Source organism: Sulfurimonas sp. ST-25 (genome assembly GCF_048079205.1).
Classification (GTDB): domain Bacteria; phylum Campylobacterota; class Campylobacteria; order Campylobacterales; family Sulfurimonadaceae; genus Thiomicrolovo; species Thiomicrolovo sulfuroxydans.
Window position 1 is genome coordinate 1,623,647 of sequence record NZ_CP182225.1, and the last position, 25,648, is coordinate 1,649,294.

Annotated in this window: 29 protein-coding genes and 1 pseudogene; 15 read left to right on the forward strand and 15 right to left on the reverse strand. The window is 58.9% G+C overall.

Features of this window, described 5'->3' with window-relative positions; all coding sequences use genetic code 11:
• Window positions 1–77: 77 nt before the first annotated feature.
• A complete protein-coding gene (locus tag ACM66T_RS08370) occupies window positions 78–1,145 on the reverse strand; it encodes an ADP-ribosylglycohydrolase family protein (RefSeq protein WP_231018441.1) in 1,068 nt (355 codons plus the stop codon).
• A 9-nt stretch (window positions 1,146–1,154) separates the two neighbouring features.
• Window positions 1,155–1,598 carry a thioredoxin family protein gene (locus ACM66T_RS08375; protein ID WP_231018442.1) on the reverse strand — a complete coding sequence of 148 codons (444 nt, stop codon included), beginning with the start codon at window positions 1,596–1,598 and terminating at the stop codon, window positions 1,155–1,157.
• Window positions 1,599–1,739: 141 nt separating this feature from the next.
• On the opposite strand from ACM66T_RS08375, the gene ACM66T_RS08380 reads away from it, so the two are divergent.
• Genes ACM66T_RS08380 through ACM66T_RS08390 form a run of 3 tightly spaced genes read left to right on the forward strand, consistent with a single transcriptional unit; the run spans window position 1,740 to window position 4,075 of the window.
• The gene (locus ACM66T_RS08380; protein ID WP_231018443.1) at window positions 1,740–2,492 is read left to right on the forward strand and encodes a hypothetical protein; all 753 of its coding nucleotides are present in this window, start codon (window positions 1,740–1,742) and stop codon (window positions 2,490–2,492) included.
• Between the two features lie 27 nt (window positions 2,493–2,519).
• Complete coding sequence (locus tag ACM66T_RS08385) at window positions 2,520–3,380, forward strand: NAD(P)-dependent oxidoreductase (RefSeq protein ID WP_416768329.1); 861 nt, start codon at window positions 2,520–2,522, stop codon at window positions 3,378–3,380.
• Window positions 3,377–4,075, forward strand: coding sequence for an SDR family NAD(P)-dependent oxidoreductase (locus tag ACM66T_RS08390; RefSeq protein WP_416768331.1), 699 nt, complete (start codon window positions 3,377–3,379; stop codon window positions 4,073–4,075). Before ACM66T_RS08385 ends, ACM66T_RS08390 begins: the two co-directional genes overlap by 4 nt.
• 9 nt (window positions 4,076–4,084) lie before the next feature.
• Here the strand turns inward: ACM66T_RS08390 and ACM66T_RS08395 are convergent, their stop codons facing one another.
• The 9 genes from ACM66T_RS08395 to ACM66T_RS08435 all read right to left on the reverse strand — a co-directional run bounded on the left by ACM66T_RS08395 (window position 4,085) and on the right by ACM66T_RS08435 (window position 16,290).
• Window positions 4,085–4,507 (reverse strand): pyridoxamine 5'-phosphate oxidase family protein, encoded by a 423-nt coding sequence (locus ACM66T_RS08395; RefSeq protein WP_231018446.1) that lies wholly within the window; start codon window positions 4,505–4,507, stop codon window positions 4,085–4,087.
• Window positions 4,508–4,591: 84 nt separating this feature from the next.
• Window positions 4,592–5,467, reverse strand: coding sequence for a helix-turn-helix domain-containing protein (locus ACM66T_RS08400; protein ID WP_231018447.1), 876 nt, complete (start codon window positions 5,465–5,467; stop codon window positions 4,592–4,594).
• A gap of 20 nt (window positions 5,468–5,487) precedes the next feature.
• Entirely contained in the window at window positions 5,488–9,108 is a 3,621-nt protein-coding gene (gene dnaE / locus ACM66T_RS08405) for a DNA polymerase III subunit alpha (protein WP_231018448.1), read from the reverse strand.
• Between the two features lie 130 nt (window positions 9,109–9,238).
• Entirely contained in the window at window positions 9,239–11,410 is a 2,172-nt protein-coding gene (locus ACM66T_RS08410) for a TonB-dependent receptor (protein WP_231018449.1), read from the reverse strand.
• Between the two features lie 175 nt (window positions 11,411–11,585).
• Entirely contained in the window at window positions 11,586–12,398 is an 813-nt protein-coding gene (locus ACM66T_RS08415) for an acyl-CoA dehydratase activase (RefSeq protein ID WP_231018450.1), read from the reverse strand.
• Window positions 12,398–13,672: a double-cubane-cluster-containing anaerobic reductase gene (locus ACM66T_RS08420; protein ID WP_231018451.1), complete on the reverse strand. Its 1,275-nt coding sequence runs from the start codon at window positions 13,670–13,672 to the stop codon at window positions 12,398–12,400. Before ACM66T_RS08420 ends, ACM66T_RS08415 begins: the two co-directional genes overlap by 1 nt.
• On the reverse strand, window positions 13,659–14,645 hold the full coding sequence (locus ACM66T_RS08425) for a 4Fe-4S binding protein (RefSeq protein WP_231018452.1): 987 nt from the start codon (window positions 14,643–14,645) through the stop codon (window positions 13,659–13,661). The genes ACM66T_RS08420 and ACM66T_RS08425 overlap by 14 nt, the downstream gene beginning before the upstream one ends.
• Window positions 14,632–15,633: a hypothetical protein gene (locus ACM66T_RS08430; protein ID WP_231018453.1), complete on the reverse strand. Its 1,002-nt coding sequence runs from the start codon at window positions 15,631–15,633 to the stop codon at window positions 14,632–14,634. The genes ACM66T_RS08425 and ACM66T_RS08430 overlap by 14 nt, the downstream gene beginning before the upstream one ends.
• 12 nt (window positions 15,634–15,645) lie before the next feature.
• On the reverse strand, window positions 15,646–16,290 hold the full coding sequence (locus ACM66T_RS08435; protein ID WP_231018454.1) for a sulfite exporter TauE/SafE family protein: 645 nt from the start codon (window positions 16,288–16,290) through the stop codon (window positions 15,646–15,648).
• A 180-nt stretch (window positions 16,291–16,470) separates the two neighbouring features.
• On the opposite strand from ACM66T_RS08435, the gene ACM66T_RS08440 reads away from it, so the two are divergent.
• From ACM66T_RS08440 to ACM66T_RS08465, 6 genes and pseudogenes are all read left to right on the forward strand, one after another.
• A complete protein-coding gene (locus ACM66T_RS08440) occupies window positions 16,471–16,722 on the forward strand; it encodes a hypothetical protein (RefSeq protein ID WP_231018455.1) in 252 nt (83 codons plus the stop codon).
• Entirely contained in the window at window positions 16,719–17,405 is a 687-nt protein-coding gene (locus tag ACM66T_RS08445) for a TIGR01621 family pseudouridine synthase (protein WP_231018456.1), read from the forward strand. The genes ACM66T_RS08440 and ACM66T_RS08445 overlap by 4 nt, the downstream gene beginning before the upstream one ends.
• Window positions 17,406–17,486: 81 nt before the next feature.
• A pseudogene (locus ACM66T_RS08450) lies at window positions 17,487–17,984 on the forward strand (FAD-dependent oxidoreductase); the annotation flags it as partial.
• An 88-nt stretch (window positions 17,985–18,072) separates the two neighbouring features.
• Window positions 18,073–18,837 (forward strand): hypothetical protein, encoded by a 765-nt coding sequence (locus tag ACM66T_RS08455; RefSeq protein WP_416768934.1) that lies wholly within the window; start codon window positions 18,073–18,075, stop codon window positions 18,835–18,837.
• Window positions 18,834–19,946: a glycosyltransferase gene (locus tag ACM66T_RS08460; protein ID WP_231018457.1), complete on the forward strand. Its 1,113-nt coding sequence runs from the start codon at window positions 18,834–18,836 to the stop codon at window positions 19,944–19,946. Before ACM66T_RS08455 ends, ACM66T_RS08460 begins: the two co-directional genes overlap by 4 nt.
• 57 nt (window positions 19,947–20,003) lie before the next feature.
• Window positions 20,004–20,321 carry a pyrimidine/purine nucleoside phosphorylase gene (locus tag ACM66T_RS08465; RefSeq protein WP_231018458.1) on the forward strand — a complete coding sequence of 106 codons (318 nt, stop codon included), beginning with the start codon at window positions 20,004–20,006 and terminating at the stop codon, window positions 20,319–20,321.
• A 6-nt stretch (window positions 20,322–20,327) separates the two neighbouring features.
• Here the strand turns inward: ACM66T_RS08465 and ACM66T_RS08470 are convergent, their stop codons facing one another.
• The 3 genes from ACM66T_RS08470 to ACM66T_RS08480 all read right to left on the reverse strand — a co-directional run bounded on the left by ACM66T_RS08470 (window position 20,328) and on the right by ACM66T_RS08480 (window position 22,161).
• Window positions 20,328–20,891, reverse strand: a complete 564-nt coding sequence (locus tag ACM66T_RS08470; RefSeq protein ID WP_231018459.1) for a DJ-1 family glyoxalase III — start codon at window positions 20,889–20,891, stop codon at window positions 20,328–20,330.
• 93 nt (window positions 20,892–20,984) lie between these two features.
• Window positions 20,985–21,551: an elongation factor P gene (gene efp, locus ACM66T_RS08475; RefSeq protein WP_416768338.1), complete on the reverse strand. Its 567-nt coding sequence runs from the start codon at window positions 21,549–21,551 to the stop codon at window positions 20,985–20,987.
• 61 nt (window positions 21,552–21,612) lie between these two features.
• Window positions 21,613–22,161, reverse strand: coding sequence for a hypothetical protein (locus ACM66T_RS08480; protein WP_231018461.1), 549 nt, complete (start codon window positions 22,159–22,161; stop codon window positions 21,613–21,615).
• 95 nt (window positions 22,162–22,256) lie between these two features.
• Between ACM66T_RS08480 and ACM66T_RS08485 the strand changes: the two genes are divergently transcribed.
• The 5 genes from ACM66T_RS08485 (at window position 22,257) to msrB (ending at window position 24,524) form a co-directional block, all read left to right on the forward strand.
• Window positions 22,257–22,892 carry a hypothetical protein gene (locus tag ACM66T_RS08485; protein ID WP_231018462.1) on the forward strand — a complete coding sequence of 212 codons (636 nt, stop codon included), beginning with the start codon at window positions 22,257–22,259 and terminating at the stop codon, window positions 22,890–22,892.
• Window positions 22,893–23,126: 234 nt separating this feature from the next.
• On the forward strand, window positions 23,127–23,372 hold the full coding sequence (locus tag ACM66T_RS08490) for a helix-turn-helix domain-containing protein (RefSeq protein ID WP_231018463.1): 246 nt from the start codon (window positions 23,127–23,129) through the stop codon (window positions 23,370–23,372).
• Window positions 23,369–23,542: a hypothetical protein gene (locus ACM66T_RS08495; RefSeq protein WP_231018464.1), complete on the forward strand. Its 174-nt coding sequence runs from the start codon at window positions 23,369–23,371 to the stop codon at window positions 23,540–23,542. Before ACM66T_RS08490 ends, ACM66T_RS08495 begins: the two co-directional genes overlap by 4 nt.
• A 165-nt stretch (window positions 23,543–23,707) precedes the next feature.
• Window positions 23,708–23,992 (forward strand): HU family DNA-binding protein, encoded by a 285-nt coding sequence (locus ACM66T_RS08500; protein ID WP_416768341.1) that lies wholly within the window; start codon window positions 23,708–23,710, stop codon window positions 23,990–23,992.
• Window positions 23,993–24,131: 139 nt separating this feature from the next.
• On the forward strand, window positions 24,132–24,524 hold the full coding sequence (gene msrB, locus ACM66T_RS08505; protein ID WP_231018466.1) for a peptide-methionine (R)-S-oxide reductase MsrB: 393 nt from the start codon (window positions 24,132–24,134) through the stop codon (window positions 24,522–24,524).
• Window positions 24,525–24,526: 2 nt separating this feature from the next.
• On the opposite strand, the gene ACM66T_RS08510 is transcribed toward msrB, so the two are convergent.
• Window positions 24,527–25,033, reverse strand: a complete 507-nt coding sequence (locus ACM66T_RS08510) for an outer membrane beta-barrel protein (protein ID WP_231018467.1) — start codon at window positions 25,031–25,033, stop codon at window positions 24,527–24,529.
• 74 nt (window positions 25,034–25,107) lie between these two features.
• Between ACM66T_RS08510 and ACM66T_RS08515 the strand changes: the two genes are divergently transcribed.
• Window positions 25,108–25,647, forward strand: coding sequence for a peptidylprolyl isomerase (locus ACM66T_RS08515; RefSeq protein ID WP_231018468.1), 540 nt, complete (start codon window positions 25,108–25,110; stop codon window positions 25,645–25,647).
• Window position 25,648 lies beyond the last annotated feature (1 nt).

The following is a 25,648-nucleotide window of genomic DNA, read 5'->3' on the forward strand; positions in this document are numbered from 1 at the left end:
CACATGCTGAGGCTTCCGGGCGTTTGAACGCAAAACGGTTGATCTTTATGCCGCTTTGCGCCCTTGCCGCCGGCGGCTTACGCGCTTTGCAGCAGCGGCAGCTTGTCGAGCAGGGTTTCGCAGTACTCCCACTGGTCCAGTGACCGCTTCCAGTTCTCCGGGATTGCGTTCACACCGTAGAGGGCGCCGAGTACCATCCCGATGGCGATGGCCCGCGAGGCGTTGTCGCCGCCGACCATCGCGTTGGCCTGCAGCGCCTTTTTGAGGCCGTCCGTTTCGTTGCCGTATTTGAGGATAAAGTAGACGGCACCCGGCAGCGTCCCTTCCGTCGGGCTCGCCTTGCCGACGCGCACCGGCTCGGAGCGGCCGATATCCCACAGCCGGGCCATGCTGGTGAGCGCCAGGTCGTCGACGAACTTCTCTTTGCCGAGCGGAGATTCGGGGTCCGTCGCCTCCTCGAACTTGGCGATCGCCTGGAGGGTTTTGGCCTGGAAGAAGCCGCCCATCTGCTCGCCGACGGCGCGGATCGCATCGATGGGAGCCGTCCCGCCCAGTACCCGGTGCGTCACACGGGCGAAGTACTCCCCGCCGCCGAGCGCCTCGGCGTTGCGGTGGGTGAACATCGCCTTCTGCGACGCGTCAACCACCGCCTCTTCCGTATCATAGTAGCCGTGCGCCGCGACGTGCCGGATCGCCATCGCGTTGGAGATGCCGCCCAGGTTTTCGACGGGGAAGCCCCGTTTCACCTGCGCATAGGTCTCCTTCGTCATCGTGCAGATCCACGACCCCCAGCCGTTCTCCAGCCGGTGCATCCAGTGGGGAATAAGCTCGGGGACGCTGACCGGGCGCGGAGCCTCAGCCGTCTTGGCAAGGTGTTCGAGAAAGAGGATGTTGTAATCGCCGTAGTCGGTCGTCCCCCCCGCCTTTTTGCCGGGGTGGTAGTTCTGCGCCCCCCAGCCGATGCCGTGGGTCTGCCCCCCCATCATCTCGCCGGGGGACATGAAGCGGTCCACCGGTTTGCGGCCGTAGGCCAGGTAGATTTTCTGGGCGTCGTACTCGTAGTGGCTTCCGAGGCAGAGGGCATCGCCGACAATCGCACCGAAAAACGCCCCCTTGATCGCCTCTTGTTTTGTGATCGCGCTCATGACCGTCTCTCAGAGCGTCATCTGGATCAGGCTCTCCGCCCACATGCTGAGCTGGTCTTTGGAGAGCTTACTCGTGAAACGGTTCATCTCCATCCCCCTGCTGAAGGCAATGGTCGTCGGCAACTCGTTGACGCCGTACTGCAGGGCCAGCGGCGCGTCGTTGAGGGTATTGACCTTCAAAAAGCGCACTTCGAGGGGGCAGGAGGAGGCCGCTTTTTCGAAATCCGGCGCCATCTCCATGCACGGACCGCAGTCGGGGGAGTAGAAATCGACGATGACGGGAATGTCGTTTTCGGCAATGTGGAGCTTGAACGCCTCCGCGTCGCAGGTGACGGGTGTCGTGTCCGTCAGGGGTTGGCCGCAGCTGCTGCAGAGCACCTCTTTTTTTTCGACTTCGTTGACGACGCTGTTGACGCTTTGGCAGTGGGGGCATACGATCTTGAGAGTGTCCATCTTTGGCTCCGTAAATATAGTGTTGCCGGAGGGCGTGCAAAATCCGTGCCCGTCGGCCGTTTTTGCCGCTGATACGGAGCGCTGTTTCGTTTAGAAAGATGGAGTATCATCCCGTTTATACACCCCCGAAAGGTATCAGTCATGACCCGTTCACGCGTTCCCCACATCCTTTTGCTTTACTGGATCATCAAGATCGCTTCGACCACCCTGGGCGAAACCGGCGCCGATATGTTTTCCATGACCTTTGAGATCGGCTACGGGAGCACCATTCTCATTTTCCTTGCCCTGTTCATCCTGCTGGCCTCCGTCAAAATCGCGATGAAACGTTATGATCCGGCCCTCTACTGGCTGACGTTTACCGCCTCCGCCATCGCCGGAACCGCGATATCGGATTTTATCGACCGTACGCTGGGACTGGGTTATGCTGCGGGATCAATGCTCCTGCTTGTTCTGCTTGCAGGTGTCTTGTTGCTGTGGCGTGCCCAAACACGTTCGCTCTCGGTCGAACAGATCAGCTCCGTCCCGGCGGAGACCTACTACTGGCTCGCCTTTTTGATCGCCAACACGCTGGGAACGGCGGCAGGCGATTTTCTCGCCGACGACCTTCAGATCGGTTTCATGTACAGCGCCCTTCTCATCGGCGGCGTTCTGACCCTCACGGCGCTTCTGCACTACGTCACCACCCTTTCGCCGATCCTGCTCTTCTGGATCGCTTTCATCCTGACCCGTCCTTTCGGCGCGACATTCGGCGACCTGCTGACCAAATCCGCCGACGACGGGGGCGTAGCATTCGGCACCATCGGGGCCTCGCTCGTTTTCACCCTGATGCTCGGCATCGCCCTCTTCTTCGAAATCCGCCGTGAAAGGGCCTATATCCCGGAAGAAAGGGCATAATACGCCAAACAGAAAAAAGGAGTACACATGCATCTGGGATTTATCGGGCTCGGACACCTCGGCCGCGCCGTCGCCGGACGGCTGCTGGAGTGCGGACATACGCTGAGCGTCTACAACCGTACACCGCAGCGGGCGGAGGGACTGGCTGTCGACCTCTGCGACCATCCGCGCGACGTTATCGAAAAGTGCGACGTCGTACTGCTCTGCCTCTTCGACAGCACCGCGGTCAATGCCGTCCTCTCCGGCGAGAACGGCCTGCTTGGCGCCAGCGCCTCCGGCAAAACCGTCATCGACCTGACTACCAACCATTTCGACGCCGTTGCCGGTTTCCACGAACGCTGCCGCCTGGCAGGGGCTGCCTACCTCGAATGCCCGGTCCTCGGCAGCGTCGTCCCCGCGGCCAACGGAGCGCTGACCGTACTGGCCAGCGGAGAGGAAGAGGTGTTTGAACGTTCCAGGAGCATCCTCGAATCCATCGGCGCGCACCTCTTCTACCTGCGCAAACCGGGGCGGGCGACAAAGATGAAACTCGTCAACAACCTCGCCTTGGGCGGCATCATGGCCGTGCTGGCCGAGACCGTCGGCATCGGCGAAGCAGCCGGAATCGAGCGCGAAACGCTCCTGGAGATCCTCGCCGTCGGCGGCGGCAAATCGCTCGTGCTCGACGCCAAGCGCCAGAAACTGCTCGATGACGACTTCACGCCCCACTTCTCCAACGCCCTGATCTACAAGGACCTGCACTGTCTGCAGGACCTCGCCTACGGCCTCGAACAGCCCTTGTACACGGCCGGTATGGTCAAAGAGCTCTATGCACGCACCTTCGCCGAAGGGTTCAGCGGCGAGGATTTCGCCTCCGTCGCCAAGCTTTTCCGAAAGCATGAAGGGTGAAAACACTCCTTATTACCGGCGCCGCCCAGGGGATCGGTCTGGGGACAGCCACCCTCTTTGCCGACCGCGGCTGGAAGGTCTACGGCCTTGATGTGCAGAGCGACCGTCTCGCTGCCGCAGCCCTCAAGGGGGGATTCGAACCGCTCGTCTGCGACCTCACCGACCCGGAAAGTATTGAAGAAACGGTAGCGTCGCTGCCGCACCTCGACGCCCTCGTCAACAACGCCGCAACCAGTGCCAACGGCGACCCGCTTACCCTCTCTGTAGCGGAGTGGAAACGGGTCATCGACGTCAACCTGACCGCTCCCTTCCTCCTCAGCCGTGCCGCGGCGCCGTTGTTGGCTGCGAGCGGCGGCAGCATCGTCAATATCGCCTCGACCCGCGCCCTGATGAGCGAACCGCATACGGAAGCCTACAGTGCGAGCAAAGGGGGAGTGCTGAGCCTCACCCACGCCATGGCCATGAGCCTCGCCCCCGTGCGCGTCAACGCCGTCAGCCCCGGCTGGATCGAACACGCCGCCCCCGAATCCCTGCATGGTTTTGACCACACCTTCCATCCGTCGGGACGGGTCGGCAGTGTCTCGGATGTTGCGGAAATGGTCTGGTTCCTCACCGGCGATCATGCGGAGTTCATTACGGCCCAGAACTTCGTTGTCGACGGCGGTGTGACGAAAAAGATGATCTATCCGGAGTGACGGGAGGCTTTACGATTCGGGCTGAAACGGCACCCTTTCGATCGCCGCTTCGCGCAGGTTGTCCGCCAGCGTCCAGAACCACGCCTCCCCGTTTATCGGCGACAGCAGCATAAAGGAGGGATCGTCCGCGCTGAAGTGCGCCAGGTACTCCCGGGTCTCGATCAGCTGCTGCTTGATGGCGCGATCATCCACTGCTTTCATGTGTGCGCGGATCCGCAGCATTGTCGCAAAGTCCTGCGACAGGTAGCAGAGCTCCACCTTCGGGTTCGCCCGCAGCTGACGCCCGACGGCTTTGGCGGTCGACGAAGTGAAATAGAGCTTCCCGCCGATGATGTTGCTTAAAAATCCGCGCACATGCGGCTGGTCCACCTGGGCGGTCGCCAGGGTACAGACAGGGTTTTGTGTGATGAATGCCAGAATTTCCGGAGGCATAAACTACTCCTTTTTTCGGCACAGTATAGGCAAAGGTGCGGAAGGTTTGCGAGTACAAACACGCTGAAAAAGCGTACGATTCGGCTATTTGAACCGCGAGGCGTACTCGGAGGGGGTCTCGCCGAATGCCGCTTTGAAACGGCGGGCCATATAGGAGGCGGAGTTGAATCCCGCCCCGAGCGCGGCATCGGTCACGCTCGTCTCCCCAGACTCCAGCACTTTTTTGATATGCTGCAGCCGCACGCGCAGCAGGTACTCCCCCGCGCTCATCCCCAGCGCGGAACGAAAAAGCCGCCCGAAATGCGACACGGAGAGGCCCGCGACCTCCGCCAGCGTGCGCTGCTCCAGTTCATAGGCGTAATGGAGGTGGATATATTCGACCGCGGCATTGATGCGCCCCTGCAGCGAAACGCTCTCGCGCTCAGCCGGGAACGGTGCGAGCGTATTGCGGACAATCAGGTGTGTCAGGCTCTGTGCCAGCGAGGCGGCCAGCGGACGGGCCTCTTCCCGGCACGACTGCATAAAGAGCTGCAGCAGCGGCTGGATCCCTTCGTCCAGGCCGAACATCTCGCCGTTGAATGCCGCCGGATCACCGCGGTACTCTCCGTAGACGCTTTCAAAGCTGTCGGCATCGACAAAGATGGCGCAGTAGCGCGGCGGAAGGTAGTTCTGCACCTCGTGGTGCGCAATGCCGGGGGAGAGGCAGAAGAGATGGCGGGGCTTCGGCGTCAAACGCCTTCCGTCCAGGACGACCTGCGTCGCTTCGTCGTACTGGATCACGAACATATAGGCGGGGTGGGCATGTTCGGGCGTCACGGCATAACCGCACTGTCCGCCGACGGGGATGAAGGCGCAGAACTCGGGCGAAACATAGGCGTCGACAAAACGCAGCTGTTCCTGCGTCACGTCGCCGACAAGCGATCGGATCGTCCGCAGCGCTTCGGGTGCGATCGTCTGCATTGCCTACTGCCGTGACCGCGTTATGCCACGTCGACGTCGGAGAGACCGGCCAGCTCCTCCATGATGGAGTTGTTGACGCGGATGGCCGAGTCGATGACGACGTTTTGCAGCTTGGAGACGATGTTGAGCTTCAACGGGCGCGTACCCGGGTGGCGGCGGACAAGGCGGTAGAGTTCTTCGAGGCGCTCGACGCCGTTGTCCAGGTGTAGGCGCAGGGTCAGCGGCTCCTGCGGCACCTCGCGAATCTTCGTACTGACCTTCTTGCTCTCTTTTTTCACCTCTTTGAGGCTCATGATCTTCGTCACGCTCGTACGGGTGAACATCTCCGTATGGGTCACCTTGACCTTGAAGGCAATAGGCTCGTCGAGGTTCATCGCCTCGAGCTCCTCGAGCTTGTCGCTGAAGAGCATCACCTCGAGGTTGCCGTGGAAGTCCATGATGTTGACGATGCCGAACTGGTTGCCCTTCTTGGAGATCTTCTTCGTAATCTCCTCCACCTTGCCGATAAAGATGGCATAGGAGCCGTCGGCGATGTTCTCCAGGTCGGACGAGAGGGTATATTCGAGCTGGTCAAGCTCCTCGCGGTAGTCATCGAGGGGGTGGCCGGAGACATAGAAGCCCAGGGTCTCCTTCTCGAACTCGAGGATCTGCTTAAGGCCGAACTCCGGCGCATCTTCGAGCCTGAGCTGTACCGTGGTGACGTCGGCGTCGTCGCCGAAAAGGCTGCCCGCGGCGTTCTTGCGCGCCTGCATGGAGTCCTTGGCCGTCTCGATGACCGTCTCCATCTGTTCAAGCAGCGCCCGGCGCGAATACTGGTAGCGGTCGAAGCCCCCCGCCTTGGCGATGGATTCGAGCACCTTCTTGTTCACCTTCTGCGGGTCGATACGGTTGACGAAGTCCTGCAGGTCCGTGAACTCGCCGTCCTTGCGCACCTCGAGGATCGATTTGACCGCGGAGGTCCCGACCCCCTTGATGGCGCCGAGCCCGAAGAGAATGTGGTCCTGGTCATCTTTGCGGGTGGCGCTGAACTCGAGCTGCGAATCGTTGATATCCGGCGGGCTCAGTTCAATGCCCATCCGCTTGACCTCATCGATGTACTTGACGACCTTGTCCGTGTTGTCCTTCTCCGACGTCAGGAGTGCGGCCATGAACTCCTGCGGGTAGTAGGTCTTGAGCCACGCCGTCTGGAAGGTGACCATTGCGTAGGCCGCCGAGTGGGATTTGTTGAAACCGTAGCCGGCGAACTTCTCGATCAGGTCGAAGAGCGCGGAGGCCTTCTTGTAGTCCAGACCCTGTTGCTGCGCCCCTTCGGAGAACTCCCGGTTGTACTTCTCCATCAGGTCCGCTTTCTTCTTACCCATCGCACGGCGGACGATATCCGCCCCGCCGAGGCTAAAGCCCCCGACGGTCTGGACGATCTGCATGACCTGCTCCTGGTAGACGATCATGCCGTAGGTCGGTTCCAGGGTCTCTTTGAGCATGTCGAAGCTGACCTCCTCGAAGGGGTAGAAGATCTTCTTGCGCCCGTGCTTGCGTTCGATAAAGTCGTCAAGCATCCCCGACTCCATCGGTCCCGGGCGGTAAAGCGCCAGGACCGCAATAAGGTCTTCGAAGTTGGAGGGTTTTAGACGCTTGTTCAAGTCCTGCATCCCGCTCGATTCGATCTGGAACATCCCGACCGTCGCACCGGACTGGATCACTTCGTAGACCTTCGGGTCGTCCACATTGATCGTATTCCAGTCGATCACTTTGTCGTAGCGCGTCTTGACGAGCTTGATCGCGTTGTCGATGACGTCGAGGGTCTTCAGGCCGAGGAAGTCGAACTTGATCAGGTCGACGTCCTCGAGGTAGTTGAGCGAGTACTGGGTGACGAAGGTCTCCTCCCCCGGCGGCTTGTAGATGGGGGTCTTCTTCCAGAGCTCTTCGTTGCTGATGACGACCCCCGCCGCGTGCATCCCGGCGTTGCGCTTGAGCCCTTCGAGCTTGAGACTGAACTCCCAGACGCGCTTCGCCTGCGGGTCCGTGTCGATAAGTTCCTTGATCTTCGGCTCTTTCTGGAAAGCGCCCGGTTTGAAGTCGTCGCCCTTCTTCTTGCCGTTGAGGGTGATCCCCAGCTCTTCGGGGATGAGCTTCGCCATCTTGTCCGCCTGCGATAGCGGCATGTCGAGGACGCGGGAGACGTCGCGGATGACCCCTTTGGCCAGCAGGGAGCCGAAGGTGATGATCTGCGCCACCTGGTTGCGGCCGTACTTGCGCACAACGTAGTCAATCACCTCGCCGCGGCGCGCCTGCATGAAGTCCATATCGATATCGGGCATGGAGACGCGTTCGGGGTTCAAGAAACGCTCGAACAGCAGGTCGTACTTCATCGGGTCGATGTCGGTGATCTCCAGCGCGTAGGCGACGAGGCTCCCCGCCGCGGAACCCCGTCCAGGACCGACGGCGACCCCCATCCGCTTGGCTTCGGCGACGAAGTCCCAGACGATGAGCATGTAGCCGGGGAACTTCATGGAGTTGATGACGTCCATCTCGTACTCCAGGCGCGCCCGGTACTCCTCGTGGCGTTCCGGCGGCACGTGTTTGAGACGCTCTTCCAGCCCCAGGCGGCAGCGGTGGATGAAGAACTCCGCGTCGTTCTTGTCGGCGGCGCCCATCCATTTTTTCTTATCGTCCGCCGTCGCGTTCTGCCCCAGCGGCGCATCGTCGGCGTGGTCGATATTGAGCCCCTCTTTGGCGGCGTATTCGCGGGTGAACTTGAAGTTCGGCGGCGTCGGGTTGCCAAGTTCGAGCTCGAGCTGGCACTTGTCGACGATCTCCTGGGTCGCCTCCAGCGCTTCGGGAACGTCCGCGTAGAGCCGCTGCATCTGCTCCGGACTCTTGACGTAGAACTCGTGGACCGAGTGACGCAGACGGTTCGGGTCGTCATAGAGTTTATTCATCCCGATACACATGAACGCCTCGTGGTACTGTGCATCGTCGGGGAAGGTGTAGTGGGTGTCGTTCGTCGCGACGAGCTTGATGCCCGTCTCCTGCGAGAGTTTGAGCAGCGGCTCGTCGATAAAGAGCTGGTCGGCGATGCCGTGGCGCATCAGCTCCAGGTAGAAGTCCTCGCCGAAGATCTCCTTGTACTCCAGCGCCACCCGCTTCGCCTCGTCGTAGCCGCCGGCGCCGAATTTGACGTTACGTTCGCTGTTGGTGTTAAGGTGCCAGCTCACCTCTCCCTGCAGACAGGCCGAGGTACAGACAAGCCCCTCGCTGTGTTCGCGCAGCTCCTGCTTCGTGATGCGGGGAAAGTAGTAGAAGCCGTGGATATAGGCCATGGAGGAGAGGTACATCAGGTTCTCGTACCCCTTCTGGTTTTTCGCGTAGAGGCAGATGTGGAAGCGCTGGCGTGTGCTCTTGTCATCGAGGGTCTCGCCGTTATGAATATAGCCTTCCATCCCGATAATGGGCTTGATCCCCTCGCCTTTCATCTGGTGCCAGAAATCGATGGCGCCGAACATGTTGCCGTGGTCGGTCATCGCGACCGAGGTCATGCCCAGCTCCTTGACGCGTTTGGCCAGGTTGCTGATCTTGTTCGCGCCGTCGAGCAGGGAGTATTCGGTGTGCAGGTGCAGGTGGGTAAAGGGTTGGACGCTCATCGTAGGCCTTCAAAAAAGTATTCGGTAATCAGGAATTTATTATAGTGGGATGCGGGTAAAAAGAAGCTCTCCCCGAGTACCCGGCCCGGGATTCGGAGCGCGCATTAAGCGAGGAGCGAAAGTTGCGCGCCTAGAAGCGGTAGATGAGCCCGGCGAAGTACTCTTTGCCCGGTGCGACCGTGATCGTCGGGTCCTCGCGGTCGAAGGTACCGTCCCCGCTCTTGTCGCCGGTAAAGTAGACCGTCTGGTAGTAGTGTTCGTCAAAAACGTTGTTGACCTTGACGTAGCACTCCAGTTCGTTGCCGCCGACGTGCATCGTGTAGCGTGCCTGCAGGTTCAGAAAAGCGTATCCCGGCATCTTGATCATGTTCGTCTCGTCCGCGTAATACTCCGATTGCGCGTACACCTGGCCGATCACCTTCAGGTTCGGCGAGAACCTGATTGTCGTGTAGAGGTCGAAGATGTTGTTCGGGGTTCTCGGCAGCTCGTTGCCGACGATGTCATACTCTGGTCCGCGGTAGGCGATCTTCACGGGGTCATGTTTCGTGAACTCCGCCTTCAGATAGGTATAGGCGAGGTTGAACGAGAGGCGCCGCGAGGGATCGCTCTTGAGGGAGAGTTCCACCCCACGGTTGCGCGCATCGCCGATATTGTCCGTGATGCCGCCGCTGGTCGCGAACGAGTAGGTCCCGAAACGGTAGCCGATGATATCTTTCGTATCCATCTGAAAAACGGAGAGCTCGTAATCGAGGAGATGCCCCCCGATATTCCCCCGCGCGCCGACCTCGTAGGTGATGCTGCGCTCGACGTCGATGGGCACGGCCACGCCGTCCGTGCGGTTGCGGTTTTCGTAGTTCGTGACCATCTTGTCCACTGTCGGCGTACGGTAGCCGGTGGAGATGTTGGCGTAGAGGGTCGTATCGGCATTCACGGCATAGGTTGCTCCGACCCGGTAGCCGTTTTCGTTATAGGTGTGATCCTCGTAGAGCTTCTCATTGTTCCAGTCGGTGCCGTTGTAGTCGTGCGAAACAACCTTGTACATATCTTTCTGAATATCGTGGCGCATATTGACTACGGCCGTCCATGCCGGCGTGATGGCATATTTCAGCTCACCGTAAAAGGCGTGCAGACGCTGGTCGTCATTGGTGTGTGTCAGCTCCCCGGCATAGTTCGCGACGGGATTCCCCTCGACGTCCGTCGAGTTGTAGTCGATCAGCGTCTCGCTGCCCGACTGGTACTGGCGGTCACCGAACTCATAGCCGACAAGATAGGCAAAATCCGCCAGCTCCTGTTTGAACTCCAGCTTGGCACCCTTCTGTTTTTTGTGTTCCAGGGTATGCCGCGCGTAGGTGTCGCCGATGCCGTCGCCGTCGGTATCCTGCGGGCTGGAGATGTAATCGTATTCGTCAATGTAGTCGTAGACGTTCAGCAGCAGGTTCCCCCCGTTGGCGAACTCTTTCGTATAGGTAAGGATGTACTTGTCCAGGTCGACCTCGTTGTCCTTCTGGAAGCCGCTCGCCTCCGTTCCCCGGGGATTGGCGTCCGCCGCGGTGACACCGGTCGATGAAGCGCGTTTCTGCTCCTCGTACTTGAGCGTCTTGTCGATCCCCAGCGTCACATCGCTCGTATCGTCGATATAGTACGAAACCTTACCGCTGAGTGACTTGTTCCAGTAGGCCGAATCGACCCAGTATCCGTCGCTTTTACGGTAGTTCGCGTTCAAACTGGCGGCGAAGCTCTCCCGGCTGATGCGGGCCGTCGCTTCGTAATCCTGAGCATTGTAGCTCCCCGCTTCCGCACTGACCGAATAGGCGTCGTCGCCGCCCCGGGGCTTGGAGGTCGTTATGACGATGGCACCGGCCATCGCGCGGTTGCCGTAGAGATAGGCCGCACTCCCCTTGATCACCTTGATGCTGGTGATATCGCTCATATTGAGACGAAATTTGCCGCTTTTCGCGTAGACGGGGACACCGTCGACAATAATGGCGACCCCCGTGTCCTCCCACATAAACTCCTGCTGGTTGATCCCCCGGATATGGATCTCGACGACTTCGTTGCCCATATAGTCCGCCGTCACGCCGGGAACGGTCTGAAGCACCTCGTTGAGCTGCTTGGGATTGATCTGCTCGATCAGCTCCTGATCGATGTAGTTCACCGTCGAGACTTCGGTCTTCCCGGCCGCCTCGTTGGTGATCGTCGACGACTCCACGCTGATCGTCTCCATCGTATAGTTATCCGCCGCTCCAAGCGCGCTGAACGCTCCAAAAAGAACGGCACCCGCCGCCGCAACACTTATTTTCATTTCTCCCCCTCTCTGCATAATATTAAATAAATATATATATTTAATATTGAGTTTAATAATTAAGACCAAATTCTAGGAAAGGGGTGTTACAGATGTGTTAAATAGAGGGGTTTCATGAAGAAGAATTAAAAAATTCCAAAAAATTGGGACGATAAGGCAACCGCGCGGGCAGTGCCTATACCGCTTCGCCGCTTTCGTAGGCGTAGGACTCCCAGGCGAGGACGGCGGCACCGAGCGACGTCGTGATCTGCGGAAAGGCCGGCACGAAGATCGGTTTGCCCAGCTCGTTCTCGATGGCGTTGACCAGCCCGCTGTTGAGCGCCGGGCCGCCGTCGAAGTAGATCCCCTCGTTGATGCCGACCCGCTTCACGAGCTTCACAATCCGTTTGGCGATAGAGTAGTGCACCCCGCTGACGATCTCCTCGACGCGGTGGTTGTTCCCCAGCAGGCCGATAATCTCCGACTCGGCGAAAACGGCGCAGGTACTGTTGATGGAAAGCGGCGTGCCGGTGGATTTGAAGTGGTACTCCCCCAGCTCGTCCACGCCGATTTCCAGGTTGCGGGCGACGACGTCGAGGAACTTTCCCGTCCCCGCCGCGCAGCGGTCGTTCATCGCGAAATTGACGACGTTGCCGTCGCTGTCCATGGCGATCGCCTTGGAGTCCTGCCCGCCGATGTTGATGATCGTCTTGATCTCGCCATGGCCCTGCGCCGCGGCCCGCGCGCCGATGGCGTTGGCGGTGATCTCGCTGATGTTCTCGTCCGCCTCCTTGAAGAGTTTACGGCCGTATCCCGTCGCGACGGTATAGCGCAGCGCCTCCGGGGTGACGCCCACCTCCGCCATCAACTGCGCGAGGCTCTCCTGGGCGTATTTGTAAAACATGCTGCCGCTCGCACTCACGCGGTGCCCGACCAGACTCCCCATCCCGTCGACGATGGCGATCTTGATCGCCGTCGACCCGATATCGATCCCTGCAAAATACTCCATTACTGTCTCCTTTTTCTGCTCTTGAGCGATTCGACGAAGGCCTCGACCCGCGTCGTGAGCTGCCCCAGCTGACTGGGGCTGTAGTCGCTCTCAAGGTAGAGGATGGGAATCCCCTCCTTCTCCATCGCCGCCAGAACGGAGCGCTGCTCCATCTCGTAGACCTGGCACCCCGCGAAGGCCTGGTAAACGACGCCGTCGGCGCTGAACTCCTTCACCAGCTCGACGATGCGGCGGATCCGGTCGTCGTTGCGGGTAAAGACAGGGCAGGTGCACCCTTTCAGATAGCGGTCCGCGACCGCGTCGACCATGTCGTAAAGGAACCACTCATCCACCGAGACCATGTCGTTGAAGAGGCGGTTCGATGAGCAGCTCTCGTCCGCGACAATCACCGCGTCCGCCATCTCGATGAGCTGCGGCACCTTCAGGTTCGGGAAGATCGGGGGCGATCCGGTGTAAACGATGCGCGGGCTGCGTTTGCGGGCGGCACCGATGCCCTCCTTCACACGCGCCTCCATCTCTATTAGCAGCCGTTCCACCGCCGCGCTCCATGCCTCGGTCTTGTCGAAGAAAAAGGCGTTGGTCACAAGGAACATATCGTTGCCCGAGATCGGCGGCAGCTCCGCTTTACGCAGGGCGCTCAGACGGTGGTAAAGCGTCTGGGCGTAGCCGACCTTCTGGATGGAAGCCTTGAGCTTTCGGCGCGTCAACTTCGTTTTCAGCTCCTTCGAGAGTGTCTTGGTGAAGTTGCGCACGCTGCGGCGCCAGTACTCCCGGCTCTCCTCGCTCTCCTTGACCCGGGGAAACTCCATTTCATACACCGGGTAGCCCATCTCCTCGACGATCCCCGTCGCCTTCGTTTTCTGGTCGCAGGTTGTCGGCGTCACGACGAGGTCCGGCGCATCGGCGAAGTGGTCCGTCGCGAAGGCCCCCACCGTGGCCTTGACCAGCGGGCAGGATTTCGACGGCAGGTATTCGCCGCCGATCTCGTCGTCGGTGTAAAAGCCGTTGCAGAGCCGCACCGGTGCCGCGCCGAGGGCGTCGATCACTTCGTAGGGAACCTGGATGCACATCGTCCCCACCTTCGTTTTCCCCTCGTGCATCGGCGTCATGTCGCAGTGGTAGCGCCGGTGAAGCTCGTAGAAGTACTCCATCGCCTCCGGGGGGTTGACGGCGTATTCGCGCAGCGTGTCGAGCACCTTTACCGCTTCCATCGCCTTGTGGCGTCCCTGCCGCTCTCTGGGCGTCTCTATCGTATGGTCGTTACGCGCGTTCATCGTCGCCTCCGGGTCTGTCAATCTGCATACGTTTGGAAAATCCTTCCTTGGTGGACTGAAAAATGGTAAAGCCGGCGATATCGGCCTGCAGGCACCCCTCTTCCGGGCAGGCGGCGATGCACTTCATGCAGAGCGTACAGTCGTCGCGCAGGATGTCGCGGCTCTGCACGTCATCGGCGATATCCTTAATCTGCATGTCGCAGACGGTGTAGCAGTCGCCGCACTTGGTGCACTTGCCGCCGTCCTTCTTCAGCTTCAGGATGGAAAATTTGCTGAAGGAGTACTGCAGCGCGCTCATCGGGCAGAAGAAACAGAAGAAGCGTTTCTTCACAAAGGAGCCGGCGAGGAACATCCCCGTGATGACCATTCCCAGCGCCGTCAGGATCATCGTCGTTTTGCTGGAGAAGTCGATCGTCCATTGCGAGAAATCCCCGACGAAGAGCGGCGTGATCATCCGTCCCGGGCAGATCTGGCAAAACGCCGCCCGCCATTCGCCCCCGATCAGCCCCGCGCCTATCGCCACCGGCAGCAAGAGCAGCAGAACGAGCAGTACGTACTTGATCACCTTGAGGCGGTTGAACTGCGTCTGGTTGTAGCTGCTGTAGCGGATGCCGAAAAGCTTGCGCAGCGAGGTGAGCCAGTCCTGCATCGTTCCCAGCGGACAGACGAAACCGCACCACGCCTTATTGAAGACGATAAACCAGAGCAGGAAGGTGACAAATCCAACCAGGATCCCGATGCTCGCCATACTGAAAAGCATGCCCAGGGGACGGCCGAGCTGGTGCTGCAGCGGCAGCAGGTAGCACATGCCGCCGTTTTGGCGGTCATAGCCGCAGGAGAGCACCGGCATATTACTGCCCAGATCGATCGCGAAATAGGCCCCGTAGATCAACAGCACAAAGGTGACCAGCTGGACGATCGCGCGGAAACGGCGCAGGTTGCCCAGATCGAGGAATCGCCTAATCCTTTTCATCGAAACGGACCTCCGCATACGGCTTCACCCTCCGCCGCCGGTAGATGTAGACAAAGATGCCGGTGAGCAGCAGCGCCGCCGTGCCGAACAGCAGCGCGAAAGCGTAGGACTTGTAGCTGCCCGGTTCCGGGAAGAAACGGCCGGGATAGGTCGTCACGTAACGGTGTGTGCCGTACGACGCCTCCCCCAGCGTGCCGTTGTCCTCTTCCGACCATGCCGCCGTCACGACGAATCGCTCTTCGTGGCGTTTGTCAAATTCGTTCCAGGCCGGAAAATACGCTTTGATCAGCGTAAACGAGACCGAACCGTTCGCATCGGAAACAGCCCGTTTGCTCCACCCCTCGCCGGTGCGCATCGTCACGGCCACTCCGGCCTTCGGTACGCCTTTATACAGCGTCTTGAACGTCAGGGTGTCGCCGGAGACGAAATGCGTGAAAAGTCCCTCTTCCGCCTCTTTGACGCGGACAATCTCGAACGGAAGCGCCGTCTCATTTGAGCGGTTGAGCTCCACCTTGTCCCCGTGGCGGCCGTAGGTCAGCTCGTACTTGGCGCTGTTCGTGCAGCGCACGCCCTCTTTGACACTATCTTCGGCGTAGTAAACGGCGTAGCGTCCCGGGGTGCGGGTCGCGATGCTGAGCGACGCGCTGCCCCGTTTCACCGACACATTGGCCTCAACGCCCCGGTGCTCGTTGTCAAAGGCCACCGCCGTCCCGCCGGCGCTGCCGAGCGTGCGGGGAGTGCCCCCTCTGCCGCCGGTCACCAGCCACAGTTTCGTGCGTCCCTCCGGGCGGCCGTATCCACTGCCGGTGCCCATGCCTCCCCACTTCTTCGCCCCCGCATTGGGGTTTTCCTTGCTGATCCACAGGGGGGCACAGAACGCCTTGGCCTGCGGCGCCTTCGTATACGCTGCTTTCGGCGGGATCCCCTCGGGCCTCGCCGCCAGTGCGGTCACCGCCGTCAACACGACGGCGATCAAATATTTGACCATATCTCCTCCTCCTTATAAATGGCTCAATCCATTGATGGTTGCGATGCCCACGGCCATCAGTAACAGCGCGGCGATCCTCTCGATCGCCGTCTTGTAACGCGCAAGCTGCGCCACCGCTTCACGCGCGACCTGGGAAAAGAAGAGCCCGTACAGGGCCCAGGAGGCGCTCACCGCCCCAAGGCCGAAGGCCAGGCCCATCGCCAGGGCATCCGCCGCGCTGATGCTCCCCGCCGCCACGGCGATAAGCGACATAACGGGGGCGCAGGGGTTCAGCGTGATCGCAAAGCCCATCGCGAAGTAGCCGACGCTCCCGGTCGCCCCCTGCTTTCCCCCCGAAACGCTGCAGCAACGGCGCTGCCCGAAACTCCGGTACAGCAGCACGCCGCCGACAAAAACAGTGCTGATGCCCAGCAGGCTCTGCGAAAGCGCGGGATCGTCGAGCAGCGACTTGACTGCCATTGCGCCGAAAGAGGCCCCCACAGCGATCAGGCTGTAACTGACGATCCGCCCCAGGCTGAAGATGGAAACGACATAAAGCGCTCCGCCCGGACGGCCGTTTTGTGTCAGCAGCAGCGGGCTCAGAAAAGGCATGCAGCTGAACATACAGGCCGTCACGCCGTAAGAGAGACCGATAAGCAGTAAAGAGAAGTACTCCATCAACACCTTGTCTGTGCACACGCGGAAGCGATCCGGTATATTATTTATAAATTATTAGTGATTATTACTTTTAACTGTTAATTATTTGTTAAATATATACTATCCTGATTTTCACACGCCGATCACGGGGCGAAAGCGGCAAGATCGCAACAGCGGACACCCCTTCGTGCATGGTAAAATATGTGTCAGACATCCCGCCTCCAAAGGATTTTCATCAAGCGTCTCAAACCCCTCCTGGCGCGGCTTGCCGAGCGATACGGCAGGCCCGTGCTCTGGCTCTACGCTTTTATCTTTCTGCTGACTGCCACGGGGCTGCTCGCGGCGGTCTACTTCCTGTTCGGCTGGCTGATGCTGCAAAGCCCGAACGCCGTACTCGTACTGACCGGCCTGCTCGTCGCACTGATCTTCTATGTCAACCGGCGGCACGGATGAGCCCCCTGACCCTTTGTTTCGACCATCGCGATTTTGCCGTTGTCGCCAAACCGGCGGGGATGAGCTTTCACAGCGAAACCGGGGCCGGATTCGTCGTACGGGCCGCTGAACTTACCGGATGCCCCCTCTACCCGGTCCACCGCCTCGACAAGATGACCTCCGGGCTTGTCATCCTTGCCAAGAGCAGCGAGGCGGCCGCTGCCTTTACGGCGCTGTTCGAAAAGCGCGAAATCGAAAAGTACTACCTCGCGCTCAGTCTGCGTAAACCGAAAAAAAAGCAGGGGTGGATCAAGGGGGACATGGCCAAAGCGCGCCGCGGCGACTGGAAATTGCTCAAAACAACGGAGAACCCGGCGGTGACCCGCTTCATCTCCGCCACCCTGCGCGAAGGGGAACGCGCCTTCCTCGTCAAACCCTACACCGGCAAGACCCATCAGATCCGCGTGGCGCTCAAAAGCCTGGGCTCTCCCATTGCCGGCGACGTGCGCTACGCCGACAAGGCGGAGGCGGAGAAAGAGGAGCGCGGCTACCTGCACGCCTACGCCCTGCGTTTTACCTACAATGATGAACCCTACCGTTTCACCTTTCCCCCCGATGAGGGGGAGCGTTTTCTCTCACCCCTGTTCAGCGATCTGCTGCAGGAATGGCAGGCCCCCTGGGAACACTTTCCCGAAAAAAAATAGGCATCCCTGTTACCACTGACGTATTTTTTTGCGTTATACTTGAAACACCACGACCCCGACGGGTCCGAGCGGAGTGACAACGTGAACCTCTCAACCTACGACGTCCTCATTGTCGGCGGCGGCATCTCCGGTGCAGCGCTGCTCTATGCGCTGGAGCGCTACAGCGATCTGGGCAGCCTCTGCCTCCTCGAAAAATACGGCGCTCTCGCCACGCTGAACTCCAGCGCCACCTCCAACTCCCAGACCCTGCACTGTGGCGATATCGAAACGAACTACACCCTGGAGAAGGCGGCCAAGGTCAAACGGACCGCCAAAATGGTCGAGAAATACTGCCTGCAGCACGGCTACGAGAACGACATCATCCATGCCCACCAGAAGATGGCCCTGGGGGTTGGCTACGACGAAGTCAACTTTATGACGAAGCGCCATGAGGAGTTCAGCAGCCTCTACCCCTACCTGCGGATCTATGACCGCGAAACGCTCAAACGGATCGAACCCGCCGTCGTTTACGACGCGGACGGCATGGAGCGTCCGAACCCCATCGTCGGTGTTGGGGTACAGGGGGAGTACACCACCGTCGATTTCAAGCGCCTCAGCGACTCCTTTGTCGAAAACGCCATGCGGGGGAAGCAGACCCACACGGACGTTTTTTTTCAACCAACACGTCATGCAGATCGAAAAACGCGGGGAGCTGTACGAGGTCCGCACCGGCGGCAGCACCTACTACGCCCGCTTTGTCGTCGTCGACGCCGGGGCCCACAGCCTCTTCCTCGCGCACCGCATGGGGTACGGGCTCGATTTCGGTATTTTGCCGATGGCGGGCAGCTTCTACCGCTCGACAAGGCATATCCTGAACGGCAAGGTCTACATGGTCCAAAACCCCAAACTCCCCTTCGCCGCCCTGCACGGCGACCCGGACCTGCTGCTGGGCGGCCTCACCCGTTTCGGCCCCACGGCCCTGATGCTGCCCAAACTGGAGCGCTACAAGCGGGGGACCTATCTCGATTTTCTTCGGACCCTCCGATTCGATCACAATATCGCAAGCATCTTCTACGACCTGCTCAAAGACCGGGACATCCGAAACTACGTCCTGCGCAACTTCCTCTTCGAAGTGCCGTGGCTGAACAAACGCCTCTTTGTCAGGGATGCGCGAAAGATCGTCCCCTCGTTGCAACTCTCCGACATCGAGTACGCCTCCGGATTCGGCGGGGTCCGCCCCCAGGTGCTCGACAAAAAACAGCGCAAACTGCTGCTGGGAGAGGCGAGTATCGATACCGGGGAGGGGATCGTGTTCAACATGACCCCCTCCCCGGGGGCGACGAGCTGCCTGGGCAATGCCCGGCGCGACGTGGAGACGGTCTGCGCCTATCTTGGCCGCCGCTTCGACCGCGCCCGCTTCGATGCGGAACTTACCGAAGGAGACCGTCCATGAAAAAGCTGCTCTACATCACGGACCAGCAGGAGTACGCCGACCACGGCACCATCGCCCCGCTCTTTGGACACTATCTCAAAAAATACCTGCAGGTCTCGATCGTCTACTACACCCGCTACAAGGACAGCTTCCAGTACAAAGGCGACGACTGTATCGTCCCCGAGGAGAAGCTGCATTCGATCATCGGCTACCTCGACGAAGAGGGGGTGGATGTCGGTAGCTTCGATTTTATCCTCGTGCGCAACCGCTTCGATATTCTCCGTAGGGTGCTCGCCCACCGTGCGCGCTACGGCTACAGGGTCGGTTTCCGCCTCTCCTTCCCCAAGAACGAAACAGCCTACGCCGCCATGATGGCCAAATACAAACGCGCACTCCTGCCCTCCCTCGCCCTGAAGTACAAGCGCAGCCGGGAGCGGAAACTGATCGAAGCCTGCGATCTTTTCCTCCCCTCTTCGGCGATGCTGGCCTCGGGGCTCTACCCTGCCCTGGCGCTGCCGACGTTCCCCCTGCCCGCCGGCATCGATCCGGCGCGCGTCGCGGGCCCCAAAAACGGCGCTGCCGCCCCGCGGCGCTTTATCTACGTCGGCTCCCTCGACCCGCTACGTCGTTTCGAAACGCTGCTCGACGCCTTTGCCGCGCTTACCCACCTGGAGTGGTCCCTGGATATCTCCACCTTCGACCCCACCTATCTCAAAACAATCCTCAAAGAGTACCCGATGCTCTCCGGGCGCTTCCGGATACTGCAGGCGGCCAACCTTTCGGAGCTGGGACGCCAGATCGGCGCCTGCGATGTCGGCCTGGCCATGATGCCCGCCCTGCCGATCTTTGCCATGACCCTTCCGGCAAAGGTGATGGACTACTACGCCGCCGGCGTACCGGCACTGCTCACCGACACCCCCAAGAACCGCGACCGGCTGCGCGACGGAGATGAAGCCTTCTTCTGCGCTTTCGATGCCGCCGCCATCGCCGCGAAGCTCGAAACCCTGATCCGCAGTGATGCCGCGCATCTTGCCCTGGTCCGCGAACAGGGGCTGGAGCGGCTGCTCGGAGCGGGACGCTCCTACGACGTCATGGCCGAACAGCTCTACCGCCGCCTCACCGCGCTCTGAACGCAGTAATTGCATAGCAATTCTTGGCTACAATGACGCAAAAATGAAGGAGGATTCATGTCTACATTTGAAAATGTCAGTGTCCAGAAAGAGGCCAACGTCTACTTCGGAGGGAACGTCACGAGCCGGACGCTTACCCTGCCTGATGGCAGCGTCTTAACCCTCGGTATCATGCTGCCGGGCGAATATGAGTTCGGCACGGGCAAACCGGAGCTGATGGAGATTTACGACGGGGAGCTGGATATCCTGCTGCCGGGCGAGAGCGCGTGGCAGACGATCCACGGCGGCCAGAGTTTCAATGTCGGGGGCGACAGCAAGTTCCAGGTCCGTGTCAAAAGCATCACGGACTACTGCTGCACCTATCTCGACGCGTAACGGCGCCTAGGCGCAGTAATCGGCGAGCACGCCGCGTTTTACGTTCTCATAGGCGGACTCCCCCGCCAGTTTCTTCACGATCTCGAGACCGAAACAGATAGCGGTCCCGGGACCGCGCGACGTCATGACGTTCGCATCTTCCACGACCGCAGCGCGCTCTCCCTGAAACCCCTCCGTCCGTATCTCTTTCTCGACACCGGGATAGGCCGTATAATTCGGCTTCAGCACACCGGCGGCATTGAGGGCGATCGGCGCCGCGCAGATAGCACCGATCGGCTTGCCCTTGGCATCCATCTCCCCCAGCAGCGCCTGAACACCGGCATGTTCTGCAAGGCGTTTCGTGCCGCCGCCCCCGCCGGGCAGGACGATCATATCGATATCGTCTGCGCCCAGCGTTCCAATGGGCGCTTCGGCCTTGACGACAAGGCCATGCGCTCCTTCGACCTCCATCGCATCGTCCAATGAACGTACGAGAACGTCGATTCCGCCGCGGCGCAGCACGTCGATGACGGCAACGGCTTCGATCTCTTCAAATCCCTCGGCCAGCGGGACCAATACTTTTTTCGGCATGTGAGACTCCTCAATCAGCTTAATAGGATAATTGTAGCACGGAAGAAAAAAAGAGGGAGGAAAATCCCCGGGCAGCATGCCGGGGAGGCGGGATTATTTTACTTTTTCGACATACTCGCCGTCAACGGTGTTGACTTTGATCGTATCGCCTTCGAGCACATGATAGGGGACCTGTACGACGGCACCCGTCTCCAGTGTCGCCGGCTTCTTGGAGCCGCTTGACGTGTCGCCTTTGAAGTTCGGCGGGGTTTCGGCAACGACAAGTTCCATCGTATCCGGCGCATCGACGGAGATCGCCTGGCCGTTGTGGAAAACGATCTCGACGTTGGTACCGTCTTTGAGCCACTTCATCGCATCTTCGCACTGCTCATACAGCAGGCCCAGCTGCTCGTAACTTTCGTTGTCCATGAACTGCAGCATTTCGCCGTCGTCGTAAAGGTACTGCATCGTTTTGTGTTCCATGTTCGGCACTTCGAACTTGTCACCGGCGTGGACCGTCTTCTCGATCACTTTGCCGTTGAGAAAACTCTTCACTTTCATACGCACGAATGCCGCACCCTTGCCCGGTTTGACGTGCTGGAATTCCACGACTTTGTAAGGAACGCCCGCGATTTCGAGGCGCACGTTTTTCTTGATGTCACCCATTCCGATTGTTGCCATCATATACCCTTAGATTATAATTTTCCGGGATTTTACACTATTTTCGCTAAAAAGCGGCGGGTCACTGGTACCAGTGGCGCCGGATACGCCGCCCCGATTCGTATTCGTCCACCAGAACCCGCGGCGGCGTCCCCCGCGAAAGGGTGACGATGATATTGCGCTGTCCGTCGACGATCAGCAGCTCCCCGTGCTCCAACGTCTTGTAGTCGCTCCGGCTGACGTGATCGTAGACGATGCTGAGGACATGATCGTATTTGGGTAGGGTCAACCCTTCGATCGGCATGTCGTCGACGAGGTGCTGATAGAGCAGCCGCTTGGCCAGCAGCAGTGTCGCAAAGAAGGTCGCCGTGCTGCGCATTGAAGAGGTCTTGACCAGGGGACGCTGCAGGTCACCCAGCGGGTTGATCATGTCGCTTTTGGCGCAGGCCATACCGACCATCGCGGCAAAGTGGGCTTCACGGCTGCCGGCGTAATAGGCCGACAGTCCCGATTTGCATGCCTGCAGATAGTCGCCGTCGCGGTAGAGGGCAAGTACCTGTTTCGTATCGGCGCCGTAGCCTGAGTGCGTCAGGAGCGCCAGCAGTGTCATTAGAGGAAATAATCGCTTCATGGTGGGCATTATAGCACTTCTGCCGATGCAAGGAAAAACGGCGCCGGGACCCTATCGAGGGCATCTTCAAGCAACTTTCGCTAAAATCTTCCCCCATGCAGATAACGATCGATGAATATGCCAACCGCTTCAAAATGTCCAAAGAGATGATCCGCGCTAAACTGCGTGCGGGCAGACTGCCGCATACCGTCATCGACGGCACGACCTACATTACCGTTGAAGCGCCGGCCGCGACCGCTCCCAGGCAGAGCACTCCACAGCGGACCACCGCCGGGGCCGTCATCATGATGTACCAAAAAGAGAATGCCGAGCTCAAGCGGAAGATCGAGGAGCTCGAGACGAAGATCGACCGCCTTATCGGGGACAAGGAGCAGATGCTGCGCGAAGAGCGCGACCGTATTGAGAGCATCTATGTCTCGCGGGACGAACAGCTCAAATCCTTCCTGGAGCTTGTCAACGCCAAACTCGTGCAGGAGGGGCTCAAACTCGCCTCGCATGCGGAAGCGACCGAGACGGTCCCCTTCGGTGAGGCCCCGGCAGCCCAGCCCCTGTCCGAACAGATAGAGCTGTTCCGCTACCTCGAGTCCAAGCACTTCTCCTCTTCAGAGACGAAAACGGTCAAAAAGCGCTTCGCCAAAGCGTACGGCAACGATATCCGCGTCATCCAGCAAAACGGCGAATTTATCCTCGACTTCTCCAAGTACGACTACAGCGATCTCCTGGCGCGCTGAGCGCACCCCCGGGACACCGTCTTTCCAATAGCGTCCAAAACTATATATCTGCCCTCACCCATCCTCTTCCAAGCAATCAGTTTTATACGGAATACCGTATAAAATATACATTTTAATATCATATTTATCTATTTTATTGACTTTATATACCTCTATTTTCTATAAATGTACTATTATTGTATTTTATATACGGTTTTTTGCTTTATTTAAGAATCCTTCTTCTACAATGGAGCAATGGAACACTCCGATCTTTTCAATATTCTGCACAACGCGGTGGAAGCCCAGGGCAACGGCAAGAAGATCACCCAAAAAGAGATGGCGTCGCTGCTCGGGGTCTCCATGCGCACCTATCAGGACTGGCGTTTGGGCAATGCAAAGCCGCAGGCTGCCAGGGCTGTCATGCAGATGCTGGGGAAGCTCGAAGACGACGACATCATCAGGGTCGTGCGAAAAATCAACCGATTGGAGGAAGCCTCATGACGACATTGACACAAAAAGAGCGTGAAGATCTGCAGTCCGTTTTCAATTCGATTTCCGATAACGAACCGACGCGGGGCGCCAAACTCTGCCGTATAAAGAATATTATTTTTCTTTATATTCATTCCCGTTTCCACCATCTGCTGAAAAAACGGGTTTCCTACCAAAAATAGGCACTTCCGGGGGACAAATCCCCCCATTTCCCCCCAAAATCAATCACTTGAAGATAAATTTAAGCAAACAGACTATAAAGTAACCGTCAGAACAGCTTTGAGAGCGCCAATCCCCTAAATTGCGTGCTCCAAGAGGTGTTATATTTCAATGACTTGGAGCGTTTTATGAACAAAGCACAGTTTGTCGAACTGGTTCAGAAGCACGGTGACTACAAAACAAAAGCAGAAGCAGAAGCTGCGATCAAAGCCTTTACAGATGCGGTAACAGAAGCACTTGTAGCAAAAGAAGATGTCACACTTGTTGGCTTCGGTAGCTTTACATCTGCCCTGCAAAAAGGTAAAAGCGGTACAGTACCGGGTACGGACAAAAGCTATACTACAGCGGACAAAATGGTTCCGAAGTTCAAAGCAGGAAAAGGTCTCAAAGACCGCGTTGCCGAAGGCAAATAACTCCTCACCCCTGGCCGCCGTCCGCGGCCGCTTTTCCCCACACAACCATTAACTTCTGATTCTAATCCCCGCATACCCCATTTCAGACAGGATTCTTCTGGCACACTCATGTCCATAAACATGAATGCAAAGGCGCCCAATGGAAAAAGTGACCAAAACGGAACAGGAGTGGCGTGCGCAGCTCTCGCCGGAAGCCTACCACGTCTGCCGCGAGCACGGTACGGAAGCCCCCTTCAGCGGAAAATTCTACCAGCACAAAGGCGACGGGGTCTACCGCTGCGTCTGCTGCGACGCGCCGCTCTTTACATCGGATACGAAGTTCGATTCGGGGACGGGGTGGCCGAGCTATTTCGAGCCCTACAGCGACGAGGCGCTAGTCGAGATCAAAGATACGAGTTTCGGAATGACGAGGGTGGAAGTAAGGTGCGCGCGCTGTGACGCGCACCTGGGGCATGTCTTCCCCGACGGTCCGGAACCAACGGGGCTGCGCTACTGCATCAACTCCGTCTGCCTGACCTTCGATGAGGGGTAAATTTAGAAGTTGACGGCCAGGCCGATCATATAGTTGTTCATCGCCTCGGACGTGTTGACGTACTCGACGTAGAGGTCCAGCTGGTTGTTCAGCTCGTACATCCCGGCAATGCCGCCGGAGATCGCCAGATCGCCGCGCGAGTGAAGCTCGTCGCCGAGGTTCGGGAGGATAAGACCGAATTTCGGGCGGACTTTGAAGGCGGAACCCGGGATATCGATCGTATAGGTCGCATAAACACCGAGCGTCGTGACATCGATCTTGTTGTTGCTGTTACTGATCTCCGGTGCCACCAGTGATGTACTCAGTTCCGCTTCCACGCCAAGGTTTTTCAGCACGTTGTCGAGCTCGACACCGCCCTTGATCGCCAGACCGACGCCGTCGTCGACATGTTTCGGCATCGCTTCGAGACCGATGCCCGCACCAACGTAGAAACCGTTGCTGCCCTGCTGCTGGGCATAGAGTGAAGAAGTGAGCAGCAGTGCTGCTGCGATTGATCCAATTTTTTTCATCATTTTGTCCTTTTTATTGTTATGGCCGGCATTATAGCACCATGAGATATAATGGCGTAAAAAAAGGAGAGCCTATGCGAAAATTTTTCGCCTTTACCATCCTCTTTCTTGCTGCAGCAGTCCTCTTCGGCGTGCCGGCCAAACACCCCCATGTCCTTCTGAAAACGAACCAGGGAACGATCGAACTCGAGATCCGTGAAGACCTTGCCCCCCTGGCGGCGGAAAACTTCCTCACCCACGTCAAAGAAGGCTACTATGACGGAATCATCTTCCACCGTATCATCAAGGGCTTCATGATCCAGGGCGGCGACCCGACCGGTACCGGCCGCGGCGGCGAGTCTATCTGGCACAAACCTTTCAAAAACGAGTATGCACCCAACGTCATCTTCGACAAGCCGGGTATCCTCGCCATGGCCAATGCCGGGCGCAACACCAACGGCAGCCAGTTCTTCATTACGACGGCGGGGGCCCCCTGGCTCAATGGCGGCTACACGATCTTCGGTTATGTTGTGAAAGGGATGGATGTCGTTTATAAACTGGAAGGGGTTCGTACCGGCAGACAGGACCGTCCGCTGGAAGCGCAGACGATCCTCAAGGCGAGCGTCGCCGAGTAAC

Bases quoted from the DNA above. Each gene is read 5' to 3' on its own strand.
- ACM66T_RS08370 (WP_231018441.1), bottom strand. From the start codon at position 1,145: ATGAGCGCGATCACAAAACAAGAGGCGATCAAGGGGGCGTTTTTCGGT.
- ACM66T_RS08375 (WP_231018442.1), bottom strand. From the start codon at position 1,598: ATGGACACTCTCAAGATCGTATGCCCCCACTGCCAAAGCGTCAACAGC.
- ACM66T_RS08380 (WP_231018443.1), top strand. From the start codon at position 1,740: ATGACCCGTTCACGCGTTCCCCACATCCTTTTGCTTTACTGGATCATC.
- ACM66T_RS08385 (WP_416768329.1), top strand. From the start codon at position 2,520: ATGCATCTGGGATTTATCGGGCTCGGACACCTCGGCCGCGCCGTCGCC.
- ACM66T_RS08395 (WP_231018446.1), bottom strand. From the start codon at position 4,507: ATGCCTCCGGAAATTCTGGCATTCATCACACAAAACCCTGTCTGTACC.
- ACM66T_RS08400 (WP_231018447.1), bottom strand. From the start codon at position 5,467: ATGCAGACGATCGCACCCGAAGCGCTGCGGACGATCCGATCGCTTGTC.
- dnaE (WP_231018448.1), bottom strand. From the start codon at position 9,108: ATGAGCGTCCAACCCTTTACCCACCTGCACCTGCACACCGAATACTCC.
- ACM66T_RS08410 (WP_231018449.1), bottom strand. From the start codon at position 11,410: ATGAAAATAAGTGTTGCGGCGGCGGGTGCCGTTCTTTTTGGAGCGTTC.
- ACM66T_RS08415 (WP_231018450.1), bottom strand. From the start codon at position 12,398: ATGGAGTATTTTGCAGGGATCGATATCGGGTCGACGGCGATCAAGATC.
- ACM66T_RS08420 (WP_231018451.1), bottom strand. From the start codon at position 13,672: ATGAACGCGCGTAACGACCATACGATAGAGACGCCCAGAGAGCGGCAG.
- ACM66T_RS08425 (WP_231018452.1), bottom strand. From the start codon at position 14,645: ATGAAAAGGATTAGGCGATTCCTCGATCTGGGCAACCTGCGCCGTTTC.
- ACM66T_RS08430 (WP_231018453.1), bottom strand. From the start codon at position 15,633: ATGGTCAAATATTTGATCGCCGTCGTGTTGACGGCGGTGACCGCACTG.
- ACM66T_RS08435 (WP_231018454.1), bottom strand. From the start codon at position 16,290: ATGGAGTACTTCTCTTTACTGCTTATCGGTCTCTCTTACGGCGTGACG.
- ACM66T_RS08440 (WP_231018455.1), top strand. From the start codon at position 16,471: ATGTGTCAGACATCCCGCCTCCAAAGGATTTTCATCAAGCGTCTCAAA.
- ACM66T_RS08445 (WP_231018456.1), top strand. From the start codon at position 16,719: ATGAGCCCCCTGACCCTTTGTTTCGACCATCGCGATTTTGCCGTTGTC.
- ACM66T_RS08455 (WP_416768934.1), top strand. From the start codon at position 18,073: ATGCAGATCGAAAAACGCGGGGAGCTGTACGAGGTCCGCACCGGCGGC.
- ACM66T_RS08460 (WP_231018457.1), top strand. From the start codon at position 18,834: ATGAAAAAGCTGCTCTACATCACGGACCAGCAGGAGTACGCCGACCAC.
- ACM66T_RS08465 (WP_231018458.1), top strand. From the start codon at position 20,004: ATGTCTACATTTGAAAATGTCAGTGTCCAGAAAGAGGCCAACGTCTAC.
- ACM66T_RS08470 (WP_231018459.1), bottom strand. From the start codon at position 20,891: ATGCCGAAAAAAGTATTGGTCCCGCTGGCCGAGGGATTTGAAGAGATC.
- efp (WP_416768338.1), bottom strand. From the start codon at position 21,551: ATGGCAACAATCGGAATGGGTGACATCAAGAAAAACGTGCGCCTCGAA.
- ACM66T_RS08480 (WP_231018461.1), bottom strand. From the start codon at position 22,161: ATGAAGCGATTATTTCCTCTAATGACACTGCTGGCGCTCCTGACGCAC.
- ACM66T_RS08485 (WP_231018462.1), top strand. From the start codon at position 22,257: ATGCAGATAACGATCGATGAATATGCCAACCGCTTCAAAATGTCCAAA.
- ACM66T_RS08490 (WP_231018463.1), top strand. From the start codon at position 23,127: ATGGAACACTCCGATCTTTTCAATATTCTGCACAACGCGGTGGAAGCC.
- ACM66T_RS08495 (WP_231018464.1), top strand. From the start codon at position 23,369: ATGACGACATTGACACAAAAAGAGCGTGAAGATCTGCAGTCCGTTTTC.
- ACM66T_RS08500 (WP_416768341.1), top strand. From the start codon at position 23,708: ATGAACAAAGCACAGTTTGTCGAACTGGTTCAGAAGCACGGTGACTAC.
- msrB (WP_231018466.1), top strand. From the start codon at position 24,132: ATGGAAAAAGTGACCAAAACGGAACAGGAGTGGCGTGCGCAGCTCTCG.
- ACM66T_RS08510 (WP_231018467.1), bottom strand. From the start codon at position 25,033: ATGAAAAAAATTGGATCAATCGCAGCAGCACTGCTGCTCACTTCTTCA.
- ACM66T_RS08515 (WP_231018468.1), top strand. From the start codon at position 25,108: ATGCGAAAATTTTTCGCCTTTACCATCCTCTTTCTTGCTGCAGCAGTC.